This is a genomic window from Streptomyces sp. SAS_270 (assembly GCF_052543295.1).
The window spans coordinates 32714-54164 of record NZ_JBMNDS010000010.1; the positions used below are offsets into that span (position 1 = coordinate 32714).

The 21451-nt window shown below is 69.1% G+C and carries 15 protein-coding genes; 3 read left to right on the forward strand and 12 right to left on the reverse strand.

Annotated features, from left to right (window positions below; translation table 11 throughout):
• The first annotated feature begins 116 nt into the window (after positions 1–116).
• Positions 117–1343, forward strand: a complete 1227-nt coding sequence (locus tag ACN6LB_RS09530) for a thiolase family protein (protein WP_445025421.1) — start codon at positions 117–119, stop codon at positions 1341–1343.
• Positions 1340–3466, forward strand: coding sequence for a 3-hydroxyacyl-CoA dehydrogenase NAD-binding domain-containing protein (locus tag ACN6LB_RS09535; RefSeq protein WP_445025422.1), 2127 nt, complete (start codon positions 1340–1342; stop codon positions 3464–3466). The genes ACN6LB_RS09530 and ACN6LB_RS09535 overlap by 4 nt, the downstream gene beginning before the upstream one ends.
• Before the next feature lie 250 nt (positions 3467–3716).
• On the opposite strand, the gene ACN6LB_RS09540 is transcribed toward ACN6LB_RS09535, so the two are convergent.
• From ACN6LB_RS09540 to ACN6LB_RS09565, 6 genes are all read right to left on the reverse strand, one after another.
• The gene (locus ACN6LB_RS09540) at positions 3717–4733 is read right to left on the reverse strand and encodes a hypothetical protein (protein WP_445025423.1); all 1017 of its coding nucleotides are present in this window, start codon (positions 4731–4733) and stop codon (positions 3717–3719) included.
• 98 nt (positions 4734–4831) lie between these two features.
• Complete coding sequence (locus ACN6LB_RS09545; protein ID WP_445025424.1) at positions 4832–5887, reverse strand: NlpC/P60 family protein; 1056 nt, start codon at positions 5885–5887, stop codon at positions 4832–4834.
• Positions 5888–5924: 37 nt separating this feature from the next.
• Positions 5925–6407: a poly-gamma-glutamate biosynthesis protein PgsC/CapC gene (locus tag ACN6LB_RS09550; protein ID WP_356148019.1), complete on the reverse strand. Its 483-nt coding sequence runs from the start codon at positions 6405–6407 to the stop codon at positions 5925–5927.
• Entirely contained in the window at positions 6404–8011 is a 1608-nt protein-coding gene (gene pgsB, locus ACN6LB_RS09555) for a poly-gamma-glutamate synthase PgsB (RefSeq protein ID WP_445025425.1), read from the reverse strand. The genes ACN6LB_RS09550 and pgsB overlap by 4 nt, the downstream gene beginning before the upstream one ends.
• A gap of 6 nt (positions 8012–8017) precedes the next feature.
• Positions 8018–10273 carry a HAMP domain-containing protein gene (locus ACN6LB_RS09560; RefSeq protein WP_445025426.1) on the reverse strand — a complete coding sequence of 752 codons (2256 nt, stop codon included), beginning with the start codon at positions 10271–10273 and terminating at the stop codon, positions 8018–8020.
• A gap of 258 nt (positions 10274–10531) precedes the next feature.
• Positions 10532–11752, reverse strand: a complete 1221-nt coding sequence (locus ACN6LB_RS09565) for a CapA family protein (RefSeq protein WP_445025427.1) — start codon at positions 11750–11752, stop codon at positions 10532–10534.
• Between the two features lie 20 nt (positions 11753–11772).
• Between ACN6LB_RS09565 and ACN6LB_RS09570 the strand changes: the two genes are divergently transcribed.
• Entirely contained in the window at positions 11773–12750 is a 978-nt protein-coding gene (locus ACN6LB_RS09570; protein ID WP_356148000.1) for a hypothetical protein, read from the forward strand.
• A 34-nt stretch (positions 12751–12784) separates the two neighbouring features.
• Here ACN6LB_RS09570 and ACN6LB_RS09575 read toward each other — a convergent pair whose 3' ends face one another.
• The 6 genes from ACN6LB_RS09575 to ACN6LB_RS09600 all read right to left on the reverse strand — a co-directional run bounded on the left by ACN6LB_RS09575 (position 12785) and on the right by ACN6LB_RS09600 (position 21292).
• On the reverse strand, positions 12785–14281 hold the full coding sequence (locus tag ACN6LB_RS09575) for an amino acid permease (protein WP_356147997.1): 1497 nt from the start codon (positions 14279–14281) through the stop codon (positions 12785–12787).
• Positions 14282–14427: 146 nt separating this feature from the next.
• Positions 14428–16362 carry a 1-deoxy-D-xylulose-5-phosphate synthase gene (gene dxs / locus ACN6LB_RS09580; RefSeq protein ID WP_445025428.1) on the reverse strand — a complete coding sequence of 645 codons (1935 nt, stop codon included), beginning with the start codon at positions 16360–16362 and terminating at the stop codon, positions 14428–14430.
• A 225-nt stretch (positions 16363–16587) separates the two neighbouring features.
• A complete protein-coding gene (locus ACN6LB_RS09585) occupies positions 16588–17883 on the reverse strand; it encodes a sugar ABC transporter permease (RefSeq protein WP_445025429.1) in 1296 nt (431 codons plus the stop codon).
• The gene (locus ACN6LB_RS09590) at positions 17880–18671 is read right to left on the reverse strand and encodes an ATP-binding cassette domain-containing protein (protein ID WP_356144658.1); all 792 of its coding nucleotides are present in this window, start codon (positions 18669–18671) and stop codon (positions 17880–17882) included. The genes ACN6LB_RS09585 and ACN6LB_RS09590 overlap by 4 nt, the downstream gene beginning before the upstream one ends.
• A 178-nt stretch (positions 18672–18849) precedes the next feature.
• On the reverse strand, positions 18850–19959 hold the full coding sequence (locus tag ACN6LB_RS09595) for a substrate-binding domain-containing protein (protein ID WP_445025504.1): 1110 nt from the start codon (positions 19957–19959) through the stop codon (positions 18850–18852).
• Between the two features lie 133 nt (positions 19960–20092).
• Complete coding sequence (locus ACN6LB_RS09600) at positions 20093–21292, reverse strand: ROK family transcriptional regulator (protein ID WP_356144656.1); 1200 nt, start codon at positions 21290–21292, stop codon at positions 20093–20095.
• Positions 21293–21451: the final 159 nt, after the last annotated feature.

Consider the following 21451-nt stretch of genomic DNA (forward strand, 5'->3'; position numbering starts at 1 on the left):
CTCCCGCCTCCGGGACTGTGCAGCATGGTTACTCGTAAGTAGCATGGTGAGGTGAGCGCGCGCTCAGGCGTGTGCGCCGCGCAGCAGTGCCATCCCGCATCTGGAGGAGAGCCATCGTGCCTCGTACCGTCAGGGACGTCGTCTTCGTCGACGGCGTCCGCACCCCGTTCGGCAAGGCGGGCCCGAAGGGCATCTACCACGAGACCCGCGCCGACGACCTCGTCGTGAAGGCCATCCGGGAGCTGCTGCGCCGCAACCCCGGCCTGGACCCCAAGAAGATCGACGAGGTCGCCATCGCCGCGACCACGCAGATCGGTGACCAGGGCCTGACGCTGGGCCGCACGGCCGGAATCCTCGCCGGTCTCCCCCAGTCGGTTCCCGGCTACTCCATCGACCGCATGTGCGCGGGCGCGCTGACCGCCGTCACCGCCACCGCGGGCTCCATCGCCTTCGGTGCGTACGACGCCGTCATCGCCGGTGGTGTCGAGCACATGGGCCGCCACCCGATGGGCGAGGGCGTGGACCCGAACCCGCGCTTCGTCAGCGAGAAGCTGGTCGACGAGTCCGCCCTGTTCATGGGCATGACCGCCGAGAACCTGCACGACCGCTACCCGACGATCACCAAGCAGCGCGCCGACGAGTACGCCGTGCGCTCGCAGGAGAAGGCCGCCAAGGCGTACGCCAACGGCAAGATCCAGCAGGACCTGGTGCCGGTCTCGGTGCGCAACACCAACGCGGAGGTCGGTGAGACGGGCTGGGGCCTGGTCACCGCCGACGAGCCGATGCGCCCCGGCACCACGCTGGAGAACCTCTCCAACCTCAAGACCCCCTTCCGCGTCCACGGCCGGGTCACCGCCGGTAACGCGGCCGGTCTGAACGACGGCGCCACCGCCTCGATCCTCGCCTCCGAGGACTTCGCCCGCGAGAACAACCTGCCGGTGAAGATGCGCCTGGTCTCGTACGCCTTCGCGGGCGTCGAGCCGGAGGTCATGGGCTACGGCCCGATCCCGGCCACCGAGAAGGCCCTCGCCAAGGCGGGCCTCTCGATCGAGGACATCAACCTCTTCGAGATCAACGAGGCCTTCGCCGTCCAGGTGCTCGCGTTCCTTGAGCACTACGGCATCGCCGACGACGACGCGCGCGTCAACCAGTACGGCGGCGCGATCGCCTACGGCCACCCGCTCGCCTCCTCCGGCGTCCGTCTGATGACGCAGCTGGCCCGCCAGTTCGAGGAGCAGCCGGCGGTCCGTTACGGCCTCACCACCATGTGCGTCGGCTTCGGCATGGGCGCCACGGTGATCTGGGAGAACCCGCACCACAAGGACGCCGGAGGCGACAAGTGAGCACCGCTGAACTCCTGAAGGGCGCGGCCGAGCTGTTCCCCGGCGAGGTCGTCACCGCGGCGAACGTACGCCACCTGGACCTGCCGTTCGGCGCCGGGCGCTTCGCGCTCATCACGCTGGACAACGGCTTCGACCACACCAAGCCGACCACCTTCGGCCCGCAGTCGCTGGCGAACCTCAACGCCGCCATCGACCAGGTCGAGAAGGAGGCGTCGGCCGGCGAGATCGTCGGTATCGGCGTCACCGGCAAGCCGTTCATCTTCGCCGTCGGCGCGGACCTCAAGGGCGTAGAGCTCCTGAAGAAGCACGACGACGCGCTCGCCATCGGCAAGGGCGGCCACGAGGTCTTCAAGCGCCTCTCCGCCCTCGCGGTCCCGACCTTCGCGTACTACAACGGTGCGGCCATGGGCGGCGGCGTCGAGGTCGGCCTGCACTGCAAGTACCGCACGGTCTCCAAGGCGCTCCCGGCGTTCTCGCTGCCCGAGGTCTTCCTCGGTCTGGTCCCCGGCTGGGGCGGCTGCACGATCCTGCCGAACCTGATCGGCGCCGACAAGGCCGTCTCGGTGATCATCGAGAACTCGCTCAACCAGAACAAGCAGCTGAAGGGTCAGCAGGTCTTCGACCTCGGGATCGCCGACGCCCTGTTCGAGGGTGCGGACTTCCTGGAGCAGTCGCTGATCTGGACCGCCCAGGTGCTGAAGGGCGACGTCGAGGTCGAGCGCCCGGTCATCGACCGCGGCGAGGCCTGGGACCAGGCCGTCGCGCGCGGCCGGTTCATCGCCGACAGCAAGGTGCACGGTGCGGCTCCCGCCGCCTACCGCGCGCTGGACATCATCGCCGCGGCCAAGAACGGCGACCTCCAGCAGGGCTACGACGCCGAGGACAAGGCGCTCGCCGACCTGATCATGGGTGGCGAACTGCGCGCGGGCATCTACGCGTTCAACCTCGTCCAGAAGCGCGGCAAGCGTCCCGCGGGTGCGCCGGACAAGTCGCTCGCGCGTCCGGTCACCAAGGTCGGTGTCGTGGGTGCGGGCCTGATGGCCTCGCAGCTCGCGCTGCTCTTCCTGCGCCGCCTGGAGGTGCCGGTCGTGCTGACCGACATCGACCAGGAGCGCGTCGACAAGGGTGTGGGCTACGTCCACGCCGAGATCGACAAGCTGCTCGGCAAGGGCCGCGTCAACCAGGACAAGGCCAACCGCCTCAAGGCGCTGGTCTCCGGTGTGCTGGACAAGGCCGAGGGCTTCTCCGACGCCGACTTCATCATCGAGGCCGTCTTCGAGGAGATCGGCGTCAAGCAGCAGGTGTTCGCGGAGGTCGAGGCGGTCGCCCCGGCGCACGCGATCCTCGCCACCAACACCTCCTCGCTGTCGGTGACCGAGATGGCGTCGAAGCTGAAGAACCCCGAGCGGGTCGTGGGCTTCCACTTCTTCAACCCGGTCGCGATCCTCCCCCTTCTGGAGATCGTCCGCGGTGAGGCGACCGACGACGCCGCGCTGGCCACGGCGTTCGGTGTCGCCAAGAAGCTGAAGAAGACCGCGGTGCTGGTGAAGGACGCCCCGGCGTTCGTCGTCAACCGCATCCTCACCCGCTTCATGGGCGAGATCCAGAACGTCATCGACGAGGGCACGCCGGTCGAGGTCGCCGAGAAGGCGGTCGAGCCGCTGGGTCTGCCGATGTCGCCGCTGGTCCTCCTCGAACTGGTCGGTCCGGCCATCGGTCTGCACGTCTCCGAGACCCTGAACCGGGCCTTCCCGGACCGCTTCACGGTCTCCCCGAACCTCGCGGCCGTCGTCAAGGCGGGCAAGCGCGGCTTCTACGTGTACGACAGCGGGAAGCCGGAGCTCGACCCCGAGGTCGCCGCACTCCTCAAGCAGGGCGACACCGTCCTCGACGAGGAGCAGGTCCGCGACCGCGTCCTGGACGCCGTCGCGCAGGAGATCGGGCTCATGCTCGACGAGGGTGTCGTCGCCGAGGCGCAGGACATCGACCTCTGCCTGATCACGGGCGCGGGCTGGCCCTTCCACCTCGGTGGGATCACTCCCTACCTCGACCGCGAGGGCGTCTCCGAGCGGGTCACCGGGAAGCGGTTCCTGGAGACGGGCGTGGCCAGCGTGCCGGCGTAACGCTTCGCTGTGATGGTCGGGTGCCCTGTACGCCAGGTAGGCGTGCGGGGCACCCGGCGTTTCCGCCCGACCAGAAGCCTTCTTCGCCCCCTCCGCCCCAGGACCCCCGCTCCTCAAACGCCGGAGGGGCTATTTCCAGCCCGTCCGGCGTTTGAGGACGAGGCCGTTCAGGCCGAAGCGGGGGGAGAGGGGGCGCAGCCCCCAGGACAACGGGAAGGGCAGGGGCGGAGGGGCGAGAAACGTACTGCCCTCACACCGGGTGCCAGGCCTCCAGGGCCAGCCCCGGCTCGTTCTTGCGGCGGGTCAGGAGCAGGGCACCGGTCCCCGGGGCCAGGCTCGCCGCGACCACGCGGCCGTCCTCGTCCGAGGCGAGCGACACCCGGGCGTCAGCCGGGAGTTGAGGACCCGACTCGGTCCACCACGCGCCCGCCGACTCACCCTCGGTCGGATACGCCGCGAAGGCGACCCGCCCACTGGCGGACCGCTGGGCGAGCAACGTGCAGTCGTGGCCGTCGAGTTCACAGCGAACGGCGCTCACGGGCCCCGGCCCGGCACCGGCAAGCAGGACGACGGGCTCGCCACCGGGACGCCAGGCGCGGAGATCGCCCGTGCCGTCGGTGTAGAAGAGGGTGGTGCGCTCCGGGGACGTCGCGAGCGCACGCAGCGTGCCGGGCCGTACCGACGCCCCCAACTCCTCCTCCAGCACCGGCTGTTCGCCCGGCTTCTGCTGGCGCCAGTACAGCATCCCGTCGCCGGTGGCCGCGTACAGCTCGACACAACCGGACTCGCCGGTCACGGCGGCCAACTCCCCCTGTACGTCACGCCCCTTGAGGTCGCGCCAGGGATCCCAGCCGCCCTTCTCCTTCTGGGCGACCATGCTGACGCCGCCGCTCTTGTTGCGCACGAAGACGTGGGCGCGGCCCTCGGCGTCGACGGCGACGGCGGGAATGCCCGTCCGGTCGCCCTTCTTGTCGGGGTGGCCGATCGGGGTCCAGTCGAGGGCGGCGAGCCGTGGCCGGAAGTGTGTGGAGTGGACGAGGCCGGACTCGCCGGTGACGGTGGGGCGCCAGGAGACCAGATGGGCATAGCCGTCGGCGCCCTGGCCGACGGCCAGGACGGGGTGCAGGCGCTGGGCGCCGCCGATGGTGCGCGGCGGGTCCCAGGAGCCGCCGGGGCCGTGCTCCGCCCGGCAGAGCACGGCGGCCTCCGACAGCAGGTACACGCTGAGCCTGCCGTCGCGTCCGCGGAGGAGCCAGTCGCCGTTCACCGCTTCACTCTAAGTGGGGGCGGAGCCGTCGCGACGGCCAGCCCCCACGCGGGTGACGGCCTCGCCCACGAAGAACTGGGGGCGAGGCCGGACACCGCTCAAAGGCGCTTGGCAGTGCGGAACAGCCCGGCGTAGAAGCCGTTGCCGTCGAGCCGCGAGACACCGCCCTGGTCGCCGATCGTGGGCCCGTTCTGCTCCTTGCGGCTGGAGACGAAGACCTTGTGGCCCTCGGTGTCCGGGCCCAGGTAGATCGCGGAGTGGTCCATGTGGTTGCCGGTGCGGTGGTCCATCTTGAAGAACAGCAGATCTCCGGGCTGGAGGACATCGATGTTCGTCGGCCGGACGTACCAGGGGCTGGGGCCCTGGAGCTTGATGATGTCGACACCGGTCTTGGAGCGGGCCATGGCGTCGGCCGTGCGCGGCAGCCCGTCGCCGGACTCGTTGCCGGACCGCAGGGGGTAGCGGGCACGGTAGCCGTAGACCAGACGCAGGTAGCCGGAGCAGTCCACGGAGCGCAGGCGGTCGGAGCTCGGCTGCTTCGTGGTGCCGTCCCGGAAGGTGTACGGGATGCCCAGGTAGTCGTAGAAGTCGGTCTGTTCGTACCGGTCCACGCCGTCGGACTTGAGGGGCCCGTAGAACGCGTGGCCCTCGTACTGGACCCCCTGGTCGTCCTTCTTGACCGGCGCGCCCGGCGTGTACTGGAAGGCGAACGCGAAGATGTCGTCCTCTTCGCTGCCGTTGTACTGCTTGAACCAGTCCTTGTACCACTGCTGCTTCTCGGCGCCCTTGGTCCAGGGCTCCGGCAGGAGGCGCACCCAGTCGTTGGTGACCACCTTGGTGCTGGTGTTGGACGGTTCGGTGAAGGTCCGGGTGGGGCCCTTGAGCGTGGCGGTGCGGGCTCCGTCCGTGTAGGTGGCGATGACCGCGCCCTTGCCGTCGCGCAGCACCGAGCGCGCCGGGTTGTTCAGCCGCTCCCAGGTCTCCTTGCCGGTCGCCTTGCCCGAACCCTGCTGGGCGTTGTCGGTGACCGACTGGGTGGCCGGGACCTTCGCCTGCTCGTCCTTGCGCAGTTCGTAGGTGAAGTAGGCGCTGCTCGCGAGCAGCGCCACGACCGTCGCGGCGTGGACGACGGGGCGGCCTTTGCGCTTCGCCATGATGAGGGCTCCAGGATTGCGTCGAGTACAGGCAAGTTCAGGCGGACGGCAGAGCGCCCAGGAGGATTCCGGCGGTCAGGACCACATAGGTGGCGAGGGTGACCGCTCCGGTGGACAGCAGCGTCGCGCCCTTGGGCTGACGCACCAGCTGATAGCCGATCAGGCCCGGGACGATGAAGCCGAGCGTCTGGTTGGCGTACAGCAGCGGGAACTCCATCTGCAGCACGATGATCACGGTGGCCTGGATGAGCACGCCGCTGAGCACCACGGTCGCGAACAGCCGCTTCCCGTAGAGGATCACGAAACGCTGCAGCAGCAGTGTGGTGACGTAGGTCAGCACGGTCACCCCGAGCACCAGTGCGGCCCGCTGCAGGTCCTCGATCAGGGTGAGCGCCAGCCAGCCCGGCGTGATCATGCCGCCCGGCGACAGGTTGGTCGTCAGGTAGCACATCAGCGAGAACATCAGACCCAGGCCGATGCCGATCGCGGCGATCTCGGGGGTGAGGACGGAGGGGATCAACGCTGTTCTCCTGGGCTGTGCCACTGCTGGCTGTCGTCGTCGGAAGGCTGGGGAGGTACGCGGGGTTCGAACAGCCCGCGGGGGTGGTCCTGTCCGGCCGGGGGGCCGGTGTCCGGGCGCGCCTGCGGCGCGACGGGGGCAGGCTGCTCGCCGTAGTACGGCTGCGGCTGCGGCCACGGGTCGTTCGGGTACGGCTGCCCGTGCCCCGCCTGGCTCGCCCGGTCCTGGTGTGCGGCATCGCGCTGTACGGGGATCTGCGGGACGTACGGCTGCTGGGTGTAGCGCGACTCGTACGCCTGCGGGTAGCCCTGGTACGGGTCGATGCGGGGCGCGTACAGCTGCACGGTCTCTACGTGCTCGACCACGGTGGGCGCCGCCCCCGCACGGTCGGTCGACGCCTCGGCCACGGGCTCCTCGGCGCTGTCGTCCGGCGGGAGTTCGGCGAGGTGCTCGAGCAGGATCTCGCCCTGGCCGTGGATGTTGCCGATCGCGACCAGTGAGGAGTCCGGGCCGAGCTGCTGCAGCAGCAGGGCCATGAACTCCTCCGGGTCACGCTTGTCGCCGCCGAGGTCGACGGCGCGCGAGCGGAACTCCGCGGGGATGGCGTCGATGGCGGACTTGGCCGGGTGGCCGATGACGAAGACGTGCTCGGGGTCGAGCTCGGGGATGATCTCGCCCATCTGCCCGTTGCGCTCGACGCGGTCGGGGCGGCAGTTGATGACCACGTTGAGCGGGCGGTGGACGGCGCCGAGGTCGAGCAGCTGGTTGATGTTCATCAGCGTCGACTCGGGGTCGTTGGCCGCGAAGACGTTGGCGAAGCGCAGCTTCTTCCCCTCGGGCGTCAGATAGCGCTCGACGGAGAGGACACCGGGGTCCGGCGGAGCCTCGTACATGCCCGTCAAGGCCGTCTCACGGTCGACGCCGAGCAGTTCGGCGACGGTCAGCGCGATGGCCACGTTCTCCTTGAAGGTGAACCAGCTGAAACCGCGCAGCTCCTCGTCGCTGACCGTCTCCGGGTCGGCGTAGATCAGCTGGCAGTTCCGGGAGTCCGCCTCCTCCTGGAGGATGTCGAAACGATCCTTCTCGGCGGTGACGCAGATGCCGTCCTCCGGCATCGAGCGGCACAGCGAGCGTGCCACGTCGTCCAGGGTGGGGCCCATCTCGGCGAGGTGGTCCTCACGGACGTTGCACAACACGCCGATCGTGGAGCGGATCAGCTTGGACTGGTTGATCTCCTGGAGGGCCGGCATGACGGCCATGCACTCGATGACGAGCGCGTCCGGCTGGTACGCGGCGGCCCGCCGCACGATGCCGATCTGCTCGACCACGTTGGCGATGCCGAACTTGCGGTAGACCGGCTCCTCGGTGGCGTCCGGGTGGATGAACCGGGCCGCGGTGCCGGTCGTCTTGGCGACGGTGACCAGGTCACCGCCGCGCAGGGCGCCCGCGCACAGCCGGGTGATGGAGGACTTGCCTCGGATCCCGTTGACCAGTACCCGGGTGGGTATGTGGTCCAGGTTGGTGAAGTGCCGGCGCTGCTCCACGATGCCCGCTATGAGCAGGATCGCGCAGCAGACCAGCAGCACGGTGTAGAGGAAGAGCACGGGTGATCAGTTCCTTGTGTACTGCTGCGGCGCGGGCTGCCGGGGCGGGGTGCGGCGGGGCTGCTGCCTGCGTTGGTCCTGCAGCTGCTGCCGGATGAGTTCCAGGGAGCGGGTGACGGCACCGACCTCGTCGTGGTGCTGCGGGAAGAGCACGGTCTTGCGGTCTCCCCCGGCGAGCGCCTCGGCTCCGTCGGCCAGCGCACGCAGGGGCCGGGCCACCACGATGTGCAGCCAGCCCAGACAGGCGACGGCCGCGGTGGCGCCGAGCAGCCCGGCGAGGATGGTGCGGTTCTGGGACTCGTAGCCGGGGATGGCGAGCCGGCTGGCGGGCTGCCAGCTGACCACGCTCCAGCCGAGCTTCTGGGCGGAGCCGCTGCCGGCGAACGGCGCGGCGGCGGCGATCCGCACGCCGTGCGCGTGGTAGAGCACGCCGTTGGGCCGTGCCTTCTTGCCGAGCCGCTGGGCGCTGGCCGAGACGAGGTCCTTCAGGTTGTCGTCGGGCAGCGACTGGAAGGCGAGGAAGCCCGTGTTGCCGGCGATGATCTTGCTGTGGTCGTCCACGAGCCGGACCACGCCCATGCCCGGCCGGTTCAGCAGGGCGTTGAGGAACTCGACGCGGAACTCGCCCACCAGATAACTGCCCTTGCGGCCCGGGATCGCCGCGTCGCCCACGACGACGGGCTCCTTGCCGCCATGGCCCAGCAGCCGGAGCGCGGTGCCGGAAGCCCGCTTGGACTTGATCACCCGGGGGTCCTTGCCCTTCCGGGCCAGGACCTCACCGGAGGAGTCGACGATGTAGAGCGAACGGTAGCGCTGGTTCTCGTTGATGGTGCGTTCCAGCACCTCGCCCATGGCCTCGGGGGTCCGGTTGCCGACCAGCGAGGCGACCGACTGGAGGTCGGCGTCACCCTCGTTGAGCGCGCGACGCACCCGGTCGCTGAGCGTCTGGGTGCGCTCGCGCTGGTCGCTGACGAGCTGCTGGGGTACGACGGCCGTGCTGTCCGCGCGGTTGAGCAGCAGCATCAGCGGTGCGCACCAGGCCAGCAGCAGGCTGGCGCTCACCACCAGCAGGGCCCGGGTGCCCACCCTGCGCAGTCCGCGCGGACGCGGCGCCGGGCCTGAGGCTTCGTCGGACTCGCTGACCAGCTGCCGGCGCAGCTGCTCCAGGGTGTTGCCGATGCGGTGCGCCTCGCCGTAGCCCGGGACGGTGACGGGCCGGGTCAGGTCGCCCCGGGTGAGCCGGCGGGACTCCAGGAACAGCCGGATGAGCGGGCGTTGCACGGTGCCCAGCAGCACCGCGACGGCCAGTGCGCCGACGATGAGCAGGGCGCCGGCCGCCAGCAGACCGAAGACCGAGGAATGGGTGCGGGTGGGGTCCTCGGGCACCTTGACCATGGCGACCACGGAGAGGCCGAGCCCGGAAGCGGTGCTGACCTCGCCGGGCTGGGGTGAGGTCAGCGTGGCGTATCCGGCGACGGACCGGTCGCTGAGGAGCTTTCCGCCGAGCAGGCTGCCACTGACGCCCTGGTAGCCCCCGATGCCGGGCTCCTTGCTGCTGCGCGGATCCTGCTGCGCCTTGCGGGCCGTCGTTTGGGCGAAGTCCTTGAGCTGCTTGCGGGAGTCCGTGATGTCCTTGCGGTCGATGCTGTTGCGCGCCTGCTCGGGTTCGGGGATGCCGTCGCTGCTGAGGATCGCGCCGTCGCGGTCGACCACGGCGATGGAGCGGAAATCTCCGAGGCTGATACCGGGGAACTTCAGGTTGCTGGAGGTCACCAGCAGCAGCTGCGGCTTGCCCGGCCAGGTCAGCAGCCCGAAGGACAGCAGACGCACCTCGCCGTTCTTCAGCCGGACCATGCGCGGGGCCAGTCCGTCCGCGCCGCCGAGTGCGGAGGTGTCCACGGAGGTCAGCGGGACGGTCTCACCGCGGGCCGCGACCAGCTTGTTGCTGCGGATCTCGACGACGGCGGTGCCCACCCACTTCTGGTAGGTGTTGCCGAGCTTGTCGAGGACGGCGTCGCTGGAGACCGGCTGCCCGGCACTGAACAACGTGGCGGACCGGGTGACGTCGGTGACGGACTCGTCGATGGAGGCACGCAGCGCGATGGCGCCGTCCTCCGCGAAGTGCTGTTGGGACGTCAGCACCGCCTTTGACACTCCGGCGTTGTCGACGCGGCCCAGCACGAGTGCTGTGACGCCGGCAAGCGTCAGGAGGAGCACCGACAGGACCGCGATCGGCGGGCGGATGCCTCCGATCAGCGACATGTCGGCACGACGGCGGGCTCGATGGTGCCGCGCCGGAGGCGGTGACGCCACAGGAGGGTCCTCTCAGGGGTGCGGGACGGCCAGTTCCGCACAGGAAATCGGGAACGTTGTTCGATTACGGATGCATTGCGGGCGCGCCCGTCTCCCGGGCACACCCGCAGCAGTCAGACTGGTAGGAGGCCCTCAGAGTTGCGCAGGTTGCTTTGTGATGTACGCAACATTCGCGTTTAGGCGGTCAGGATCGGGCATGCATGCACATTAATCGGGCAGCGAGGTCAGTGCCTTCAGACCGTCCTTGGCCGCGCCACGGTTGAGCAGGGTGCCCTCCGTGCGTTCGAACGCGAGCCGCAGCCGGGCCCGCTGGGCGTCCGTGAGGTCCTGGTCGTCCCGGAGCGCGGTCGCCACGTCCAGCAGGCGGTAGTCCCTCACGTCGTCGTCCTTGTAGGTGGCCGCGCCGCCGTCCCGCTCGTTCTCGGCGTCCGGCGGGATCATCAGCAGCGTCGGCTCGTAGCGGGGCCGGACCTCCCAGTTGCCCTTGCCGTGCTCGGTGAACGTGAACCAGGTGATCACGCCCTCCTCGGTCAGCCCCGTCGGCACCTCGTGCCGGGCGATCTGGTTGCCGAGGCCATAGGTCACCCAGGTTCCGTCGACCTTCTCCATGGGCTCCACGACGTGCGCGTGGTGGCCGATGACCAGATTGATACCCGTGTGACGGGCGATCTGCCGGGCGAAGGAGAGCTGCGTGGACGAGGGCTCCGGGTGGTGCTCGCGACCCCAGTGCAGGGAGAGGATCACCACTTCGGCACCGGCCTTGCGGGCCCGCTGCTCAGCGGCCTTGATCTGGCGCAGATCCTGCTGGTTGGCGAGCCAGGGCTTGTCCTTCGGCAGCTTGTGGGGCTCGTTGAAGCCGTACGCGAACGATATCTGGGCGACCTTGACACCCTTGACGTCCATGATCAGCGGGGTGAGCGACTCCTTCTTCGTCCGGAAGGAACCCGTGTGCTTCAGGCCGGCGGCGTCCAGCCCGTCCAGGGTGCGCTTCACGCCCTCGTACCCGTGGTCGAGCGTGTGATTGGAGGCGGTGGAGCAGGTGTCGTAGCCGACGCTCTTGATCGTCTTCGCGACCTGCGGGGGCACCTGGAAGTCCGGGAAGCCCTCGAACGGGCCCTTCGGCGCACCCATCACCGGCTCGAAGTGACAGATCGCCAGGTCCGCCTTGCTGATCACCGGCTTGATGCCGGCCATCATCGGCCCGAAGTCCAGCCCGTCCACGCCCTTGCCGGTGCGCTTGGCGTCCTTGCGCGCCTGGTCCACCAGCTCGGGATGCATCAGGATGTCCCCGGCTGCCGCGACGGTGAAGGAGCGCCCGCCGCTCTGGTCGTCCCCGCCGCCCGAGACGAGGCCGCAGCCGGACACGGCGGCGACGAGGGAGAGCGGGGTCAGCAGGCTCAGCAGGGTGCGGCTACGGCGTCTGTTCACCGGGATATCTTGATACAACCATGAGAGCCATCCGCCCACGGATCATAACGATCACGACAATACTCCTGGTCGTCGCCGGTCTCGCCGGTGCACTCACCGCCCTCCTCCACACCGACCAAGGCAAGGCCACGGACGGTGCGGGCCGGCATGCCTTCAAGGGCGCCGGGGAGATCGACCTGGCGCGCGAAGTGACGGATTACACAAGCCGGTTCAGCGCGGACCACGGCTACCGACAACCCAGCCGCGCCAACCGCGAGGGCATCGCCGCGGCGGTCGGCCTGTTGCTCGACGGGCACCGCAAGGAAGCGGAGCAGCAGCTTTCGCAACGCGACTTCACCGTGCGTACCGTCGTCGACCGCTCCTCCGGAGCCCACTACGCCGAGGTGGCCGACCGCACCGACGCCGCCGTGGCTCCGCGCGGCTGGGGCCGGTTCTACATCGACCTGGACCACCGCCCCCGCTGGTCCGTGCAGGTCCCGCATCCGATCTTCGACCGGGGTACCGAGCTGCTGGGCGTGCAGGTGATGCGTGGCGCCCCCGGTGGCGTTCTGGTGATCGCGGGAGCACACCGCAAAGCCGGAGTCGGGAACTCCGCGGACGTGGCGCACCGCGAGGACACCGTCTTCAGTGCCGTCTGCGCCGAGCTTGCCCGGCGGGGGATGCCCGGGATCCAGCTGCACGGCTTCGCCGCCTCCTCCGCCCCCGGCTACGACATGGTCGCCTCCACCGGGGCCGGACCGACGGGTCGGCAGGACGGCCGCACGCTGGCCGACGCCTTCCGCGCACGCGGCTTCAACGTGTGCCGGGCCTGGGCCAGGAGCTGCCCCTTGGAGGGCCGGGAGAACGTGCAGAGCCGCGACGCCGACGACGACCACGTGCCGTTCCTGCACATCGAGTTCTCCCCCGCGGTGCGCGCAGGCGGGCGGCCGGCCGAGGAGGCGACCGCCGCGGTGGGCAGGATCACACGCAGGTGGGCGAGCACTCCGGTGACGAACTGAGGCCCCCACGAACCCCGGTGCCCTCGCCCGGCGGCTACAGCACCTCACCCACCGACGTCTCGTCGCGCCGCCCGAGACGGCTGTGCGAGATCCCGTACAGGAAGTAGACGAAGAAGCCGATCACCATCCAGATCCCGAAGCGCAGCCAGGTCTCGGCGGGCAGGTTGAGCATCAGCCACAGCGAGGCGAGGACCGACAGGATCGGGACCAGGGGTACCAGCGGGGTGCGGAAGGAGCGGTGCAGGTCGGGGCGGGACCTGCGGAGGATGATCACGCCGAGCGCGACGACCACGAAGGCGAAGAGCGTGCCGATGTTGACCAGTTCGGCGAGCTCGCTCAGGGGCGTGAAGCCCGCGAGGATCGCGATGATCACGCCGAGCAGGATCGTCGGCCGGTGCGGGGTCTTGAACCTCGGGTGGACGTGGGAGAAGAAGCGGGGCAGCAGTCCGTCGCGGCTCATCGCGAAGAAGACGCGGGTCTGGCCGAGCAGCAGGATCATGCACACGGTCGTGAGGCCGACGGCGGCGCCGAAGCTGATGAACCCCGCGAACCACGGGTGTCCGGTGGCCTTGAAGGCGTCGGCGAGCGGCGCGGTGACGGACAGCTTCGTGTAGTGCTGCATCCCGGTCACGACGATGGACACCGCGACGTAGAGGGTGGTGCAGATGAGCAGGGAGCCGAGGATGCCGCGCGGCATGTCGCGCTGCGGGTTCCTGGTCTCCTCGGCGGCCGTGGCGACGACGTCGAAGCCGATGAAGGCGAAGAAGACGACGGAGGCGGCGGTGAAGATGCCCATCACGCCGAAGTTGGACGGGGCCCAGCCGAACATCAGCTGGATGAGCGGGGACTGGAGGTCTCCGCCCGCCTCCACGGTCTGCGCCTTGGGGATGAACGGGTGGTAGTTGTCGCCCTTGATGAAGAAGGCGCCCGCGACGATCACGACGAGGACGACCGTCACCTTGATGGCGACGACGATCGAGGTGACGCGCGCCGAGAGCTTGGTGCCGAGCACGAGAATGCCGGTGAGCACGAGGACCAGGGCGGCGGCGAGGATGTCGAAGCCGAAGCCGTGGGCTCCGTCCCGGCCCGCGAGCCTCGCCGGCAGATGCCAGCCGGCGTTGTCCAGCAGTGAGGCGATGTAGCCGGACCAGCCGACGGCGACCACCGCCGTGCCGAGCGCGAACTCCAGGACCAGGTCCCAGCCGATGGTCCAGGCGGGCAGTTCGCCGAGGGAGGCGTAGGAGAAGGTGTACGCGGAGCCCGCCACCGGCACCGTGGAGGCGAACTCGGCGTAGCAGAGCGCGGCGAGCCCGCAGCTGACCCCGGCCACCACGAAGGCCAGGGCGACGGCGGGACCGGCGTTGTTCCTGGCCACCGTGCCGGTGAGGACGAAGATGCCGGTGCCGATGATCACGCCGACGCCGAAGACGGTGAGGTCCAGGGCCGAGAGCGACTTCTTGAGTGCGTGCTCCGGCTCCTCAGTGTCCAAGATCGACTGTTCGACCTTCTTCGTTCTGAAGAGGGTGCTCACGGATGTACCTCCCACGCTCGTCGTCCTCGACATGATCGAGGGGGTTCGTGCTCCGTATGCCCCGGCACGGGTGGATTCACGCAGATGGGCCGGTTCCGCCACCCGAACAGGGTGGCGGAACCGGCCCAGAGGACCGCGGGAACGCGTCAGTCGCGGGCGGGCTCCACCGCCGCTTCCACGGCCTGCGCGGTGGTGCGCTCGAACCGTCCGTCCAGCTTGGAGACGAGCCCGGTGACCTGGCGGGCGATGTCCGGCGCGGTGAGGCCGATCTCCGCCATGACCTCGGCGCGGGAGGCGTGGTCGAGGAAGCGCGGCGGGATGCCGAAGTCCCGCAGGGGGACGTCGACGCCCGCGTCGCGCAGGGCCTGGGCGATCGCCGAACCGACGCCGCCGACGCGGGAGTTGTCCTCGACGGTGACGACGACGCGGTGCTGCTCGGCGAGCGGTGCCATGGCCTCGTCGACGGGCTTGACCCAGCGCGGGTCGACGACGGTCGTGGTGATGCCCTGCTTGTCGAGCAGGCCGGCGATCTCCAGGCACATCGGCGCGAGGGCACCGATGGAGACCAGGAGGACGTCGGGGGCGTCGGTGCCGGGCTCGCGCAGTACGTCCATGCCGCCGATACGGCCCACGGCGGGCACCGCCGGGCCGACGGCGCCCTTGGAGAAGCGGACCACGGTCGGCGCGTCGTCCACCTCGACGGCCTCGCGCAGCTGGGCGCGGACCTGGTCGGCGTCGCGCGGCGCGGCGAGGCGCAGGCCCGGTACGACCTGGAGGATCGACATGTCCCACATGCCGTTGTGGGAGGCGCCGTCGGTGCCGGTGACGCCCGCGCGGTCCAGTACGAAGGTGACCCCGCACCTGTGCAGGGCCACGTCCATCAGGACCTGGTCGAAGGCGCGGTTGAGGAAGGTCGCGTAGACGGCGAAGACGGGGTGCAGTCCGCCGGTGGCGAGGCCCGCGGCGGAGACGGCGGCATGCTGCTCGGCGATGCCGACGTCGTAGATCCGGTTCGGGAAGGCGTCCGCGAACTTCTTCAGGCCGACCGGCTGGAGCATGGCGGCCGTGATGGCGACGATGTCCTCGCGCTCCCTGCCGAGTTCGACCATCTCGTCGCCGAAGACGGAGGTCCAGTCGGCGCCCGAGGCCTTGATCGGCAGACCCGTGTCCGGGTGGATGGGGCCGATGCCGTGGAAGCGGTCCGCCTCGTCCTGGAGGGCGGGCTGGTAGCCGCGGCCCTTCTCGGTGAGGCAGTGCACGATGACCGGGCCGCCGAAGCGCTTGGCGCGGGCCAGCGCGGACTCCAGGGCCTCGATGTCGTGGCCGTCGATCGGGCCGACGTACTTGATGCCGAGGTCCTCGAACATGCCCTGCGGGGCGATGAAGTCCTTCAGGCCCTTCTTGGCGCCGTGCAGGGTCTCGTAGAGCGGCTTGCCGAGGACCGGGGTGCGCTCCAGGAGGTCCTTGGTGCGGGCCAGGAAGCGTTCGTAGCCGTCGGTGGTGCGCAGGGTCGCCAGATGGTTCGCGAGGCCGCCGATGGTGGGCGCGTACGAGCGCTCGTTGTCGTTGACGACGATCACCAGCGGGCGCTCCTTGGCGTCCGCGATGTTGTTGAGCGCCTCCCAGGCCATGCCGCCGGTCAGGGCGCCGTCGCCGATGACGGCGACCACGTGGTCACCGCGGCCCTGCACCTCGTTGGCCTTGGCGAGGCCGTCGGCCCAGCCGAGGACGGTCGAGGCGTGCGAGTTCTCGATCACGTCGTGCTCGGACTCGGACTGCGCGGGGTAGCCGGACAGGCCGCCCTTCATCTTCAGCTTCGAGAAGTCCTGACGGCCGGTGAGCAGCTTGTGGACGTAGGACTGGTGGCCCGTGTCCCACAGCACCCTGTCCTTCGGCGACTCGAAGACGCGGTGCAGGGCGATGGTGAGCTCGACCACACCGAGGTTGGGGCCGAGGTGGCCGCCGGTCTTGGAGACGGCGTCGACGAGGAAGGTCCGGATCTCCTCTGCCAGCTGGTCCAGCTGCTCCAGGCTGAGCCGGTCCAGATCGCGCGGTCCCGTGATGCGGGTCAGCAGCGGCACCCGTGCCTCCTTGCAGTAGAGCTGTTCGAGCTTTCGCCGGGTCTGTCGAGTCTAATGTTCCGCCTTTCATGGCGGCGTCCGGGCTCTGGGGTGTACGTCACGCGAACGGCCGTAAATCGCCCGTACACGCGTTCCTTTTTCGCATGTGTTCCGGACGCGTTCCGCACATGGAAGTGCCCGGTACCGCCATTGGTACCGGGCACTTCGTCCAGGGTGGGGCAGCCGCTAGGCGCGGCCCGCCGTCTTCTGGGTCTTGCGGGTGACGGAGTCGATGACGACCGTCGCCAGCAGCACACCACCGGTGATCATGTACTGGATCGGGGTGGCGATGCCCTGCAGGGCCAGGCCGTACTGGATCGAGGTGATCACCATGACACCGAGCAGCGCGTTCCAGGTGCGGCCGCGGCCGCCGAAGAGGCTGGTGCCGCCGATGACGGCTGCCGCGATGACGTTCATCAGCAGGTCACCAGTGCCGGAGCCCTGGTTCGCCGCCGCGATCTTGGAGGCCCAGAACAGACCGCCGATGGCCGCGAAGGTACCCGCGATGGAGAAGACCGAGATCCGGATCGCCGTGACGTTGATACCGGCACGGCGGGAGGCCTCGACGCTGCCGCCGAGCGCGAAGATCTTGCGACCGTACGCGGTGCGGCGCAGCAGGAAGTCCGTGCCGACCAGGAACACCACGAAGAGCAGCAGCGCCAGCGGCAGGCCCTTGTACTGGTTGAACATGACCGCCGCGGCGAAGGCGACGATCGCCAGCGCGCCGGTGCGCACCAGGATGTCGACGAGCGGCCGGGACGGGACGCCCGCGGCCTGACGGCGGCGGCTGTCCAGGTACGAGGAGAGGAAGAAGCCCGCGACCGCGACCACGGCGAGGGCGTAGGCCGCCGCGACGTCCGTGAAGTAGTACGTGGTCAGCTTGCCGACCACGCCGTCGCCGTCGAGGTTGATGGTGCCGTTCTCGCCCAGGATCTGGAGCATGAAGCCGAGCCAGAACAGCAGGCCGGCCAGCGTGACCGCGAACGCGGGCGCGCCGATCTTGGCGAAGAAGAACCCGTGGATCGCGCCGATGGCAGCGCCGCTGGCGATCGCGATGATCACGGCGAGCCACTCGTTCATGCCGTGCGTGACGCTGAGTACGGCGGTGACCGCACCCGCGACACCGCTCACCGAGCCGACCGACAGGTCGATCTCGCCGAGCAGCAGCACGAAGATGATGCCGACCGACATCATGCCGGTGGCCACCATGGCCACGGCGATGTTGTTCAGGTTCTCGGCCGAGAGGAAGGCCGAGTTCAGGCTCTGGAAGATCGCGCAGATGATGATCAGGCCGACCACGACGGGCATGGAGCCCAGGTCGCCCGCGCGCATCTTGCGCTTGAACTCGTCCAGGTAGCCGGCGAGACCGCGCTCGCGCACCAGCAGCCGGGGGTCGACGGCGACGTCGGCTCCGGCGGCGGCCTCGGGGTTCTCGACGATGTGCTGGTCCTCCGGCGTGGCGGAGGTCTTGTCGATGCTCACTTCTGAGCCTCCCCGTTGCTGCGCGCCGCACGACGGGTCACGGCGTTGTCCGTGGCGCCGGTGATGGCGGAGATGATCTCTTCCTGCGAGGTCGACTTGACCTCGAAGACGCCGTTGTTGCTGCCGAGCCGCAGTACGGCGACCTTGTCGGCGACGGCCTTCACATCGGCCATGTTGTGGCTGATGAGGATGACTGCGTGGCCGCGCTCGCGCAGCCGCTCCACCAGGTCGAGGACCTGCGCGGTCTGCTCGACACCGAGGGCCGCGGTGGGCTCGTCGAGGATGACCAGCTTGGGCTCGCCGAGCATGGAGCGCGCGATGGCCACGGTCTGGCGCTGACCGCCGGAGAGCGAGGCGATCGGGATGCGCACGCTGGGGATGCGGATCGACAGCGTCTGCAGGAGCTCGCGGGCGCGGCGCTCCATCTCGACCTCGTCCAGAACGCCGCGGCGCTTGAGCTCGCGGCCCAGGAAGAGGTTGCCGACGACGTCGATGTTGTCGCACAGCGCGAGGTCCTGGTAGACGGTCGCGATGCCCAGGCTCTGGGCGTCGTGCGGCCGGTTGATCTGAACTGCCTTGCCGCCCCACTCGATGACGCCCTCATCGATGGGATGCACGCCGGCGATCGTCTTGACCAGCGTGGACTTTCCGGCGCCGTTGTCGCCCACCAGGGCGACCACCTCACCGGCGTGGACCTCGAGCTCTACGTCGGTGAGCGCCTGAACGGCACCGAACCGCTTCGAGACCCCGCGCAACGCCAGAACAGGCGTAGCGGACACGTGAACCATCTCCTTCGCCGCCTGACCCGGCGGGAGGTTGTGCAGAAAGATCGGGGGGAGTTCCGTCCGGCACCCCGCCTAGCTTGCGGGGCTGTTTGACGGCGGGGTGCCGGAGGGGCTTGGAGCGCAAGTCCCGTACGGGAATTCAAGGACGAATTCCCGTACGCGGATAGAGACCTGCGGTGACTTACTTGATGCCGAGCTTGTCGCAGGCCGCCTTGTACTTGGCCGTGCAGATTTCGGCGGCGGTGTAGACGCCGTCCTTGATGACGGTGTCGTTGACGTTCGCCTTGGTCAGCGAGATGACCGGGACGATGACCGACGGGACGGCCTTGGTGGTCGGGCTGTCGACCTTGTCCTTGGCGACCGAGTCGAGCGACTTGCCCTGGGCGAGCGCGACGGCCATCTCGGCGGCGGCGGTGGCCTCGGGGGCGTACGGCTTGTAGACGCTCATGTACTGCTCACCCGCGACGATGCGCTGCACACCGGCGAGCTCGGCGTCCTGGCCGGTGACCGGCGGGAGCGGGGAGACGCCCGCGGCCTTCAGGGCGGTGATGATGCCGCCCGCCATGCCGTCGTTGGCGGAGTAGACGCCGACGATCTTGTCCTTGCCGATCGCGGCGATCGCGCCTTCCATGTTCTGGTTGGCGTTCTCGGGCTTCCACTCCTTGGTGTCGTACGACTTCGCGATGTCGACCTTGCCCTTGAGCTCGGCGAGCGCGCCCTTCTTGAAGAGGGCGGCGTTCGGGTCGGTGATCGCGCCGTTCATCATGACGATCTTCGCGGAGGGCTTGGCCTTGGCGCCCAGGGCCGTCAGGAGCGCCTTGCCCTGAACGTGGCCGACCTCTTCGTTGTCGAACGAGGTGTAGGCGTCGATGGGACCCTCGGCCAGGCGGTCGTAGGCGACGACGGGGATGCCGGCCTCCTTGGCCTTCTTCACGCCGCTCGCGATGGCCTTGGAGTCCACCGCGTCCACGATCAGCACGTCCACCTTGTTGGTGATCATCGTGTCGACCTGCTGGGCCTGGGTGGTGGCCTGCTGCTTGGCGTTGGCGTAGACGACCTCGCCCTTGTTGTTCGTGAGCTCCTTGACCTTCTTCTCGATCAAGGGCTTGTCGAACTTCTCGTAACGCGCGGTCTCGTTCTCCGGCAGGAGCAGACCGACCTTGATCGCGTCGCCCTTCTTCGAAGCGGACTTCGAAGCCTCACTCTTGTCGCCGGACTCCTTGGCACTGCCACAGGCAGCCAGCGATACGGCCATCGCACCAGCGGCGACAGCAACGGCGGCACGACGCATACGCGTGTTCACTTCAGAAACCTCCCTGACGAGGCCGCGACGTTGCGGCCGAGGTGGCTGGAAGTCAACTCGGCCACACGTGCGACGTCAAGAAGTAAATCCTTAACGAGATGGCAACGGTGCCATCCGTTCTCTAAGTGAAGGCAGGGGTCACTGCATGCAGCGTGCCGTCCAAAAGGGTCGAATCACCCATCTCGCTGAGCGCGAGAGCGAGTGCTCCGAGCACCTCCGCACGGCCCCCAAGTGCCCCCGGGAGAACGGACAGTTGGCGTGCCGCACTCGGGATCGCGTAGCGGCCGACAGACTCCCTTATGGGCCCGAGAACCAGCTCGCCGGCTTCCGCTAGGTCGCCGCCGAGGACCACCCGGCTCGGGTTCAGCAAATTGCAGAGATTGGCGACTCCACTGCCGATGTGTCGACCGACGTCGGCGATCACACGACGGCAGCCCGGATCTCCGTCCCGTGCCAGCCTGACCACTCCTTCCATGGTCAGATCCGTGCCATGACTGGACTGGAGGAGCGGCAGCACATAGCGCGCCGCCGCGAAGGTCTCCAAGCAGCCCCGGTTGCCGCAGCGGCAGACGGGGCCGGATTCATCAAGAGTAATATGCCCGATTTCTCCCGCTGTGCCACCCGGGCCGCGGTAGATCTTGCCGCTGATGACGAGTCCCGCACCGACACCGCTGGCGACCTTGATGTACGCCAGGTCCTTGACGCCGCGCCCACTGCCCCAGACCAGCTCGCCGAGGGCGCCGAGGTTGGCGTCGTTGTCCACGTGCACGGGCACGCCGAGCCGCCCCTGCAGCTCCTCGGCGGGCTTCGCGCCGGTCCAGCCCGGCAGGATCGAGGTGGAGCCCAGAGTCCCGGACTCGACGTCGATCGGGCCGGGTACACCGAGCCCCACGCCCGCGATCTTCGACCGGTCGACCCCGGTTGCTGCGATCAGGCGACTGACCAGCTCCTCCGCCCGGTCGAAGCCCTGCGCCGCGGACGCGTCCACATCCAGCGGCTCCGACTCCTCGGCGAGCACCTGGTGGGCGAGATTCCCGACCGCGACGCGCAAATGCGTATGCCCGAAGTCGACGCCGATGACAATGCCGGCATCGCCGCTCAGACTGACGCTGCGGGCCCTGCGACCCCCGGCCGAAGTGGGTGTGACCTCGACCGTTCCACCGTCCTTGAGCTCACGGACGATATTGGAGACGGTCGCGGCGGACAGGCCCGTCGTCCTCGCGATCTCCGCCTGCGTCAGCGAGCCCGCAAGCCGCACCGCACGGACGACGCGCTCCAGATTGGCCCGGTGCAGCGACGACTGCGACCCCGGAGTCTCCACGACGACCTCCCGCGTACGGGGCCGCCACAATGAGGCCCCGTCTATGTCCAACTAGTGAACTCTAAGCTGAGCCGTTTGGGTTACCTCCCGTCAAGAGGTTGCGCCACATCTGGGCAATAGGGCACACAGATGAAGGCCCGGCCCGGACGATGCGCGACG

What these genes read in the sequence shown, in the direction of transcription:
- ACN6LB_RS09590 (WP_356144658.1), bottom strand. Translation starts at nt 18,671, where the DNA reads ATGGTTCACGTGTCCGCTACGCCTGTTCTGGCGTTGCGCGGGGTCTCG.
- ACN6LB_RS09595 (WP_445025504.1), bottom strand. Translation starts at nt 19,959, where the DNA reads ATGCGTCGTGCCGCCGTTGCTGTCGCCGCTGGTGCGATGGCCGTATCG.
- ACN6LB_RS09560 (WP_445025426.1), bottom strand. Translation starts at nt 10,273, where the DNA reads ATGTCGCTGATCGGAGGCATCCGCCCGCCGATCGCGGTCCTGTCGGTG.
- ACN6LB_RS09545 (WP_445025424.1), bottom strand. Translation starts at nt 5,887, where the DNA reads ATGGCGAAGCGCAAAGGCCGCCCCGTCGTCCACGCCGCGACGGTCGTG.
- ACN6LB_RS09570 (WP_356148000.1), top strand. Translation starts at nt 11,773, where the DNA reads ATGAGAGCCATCCGCCCACGGATCATAACGATCACGACAATACTCCTG.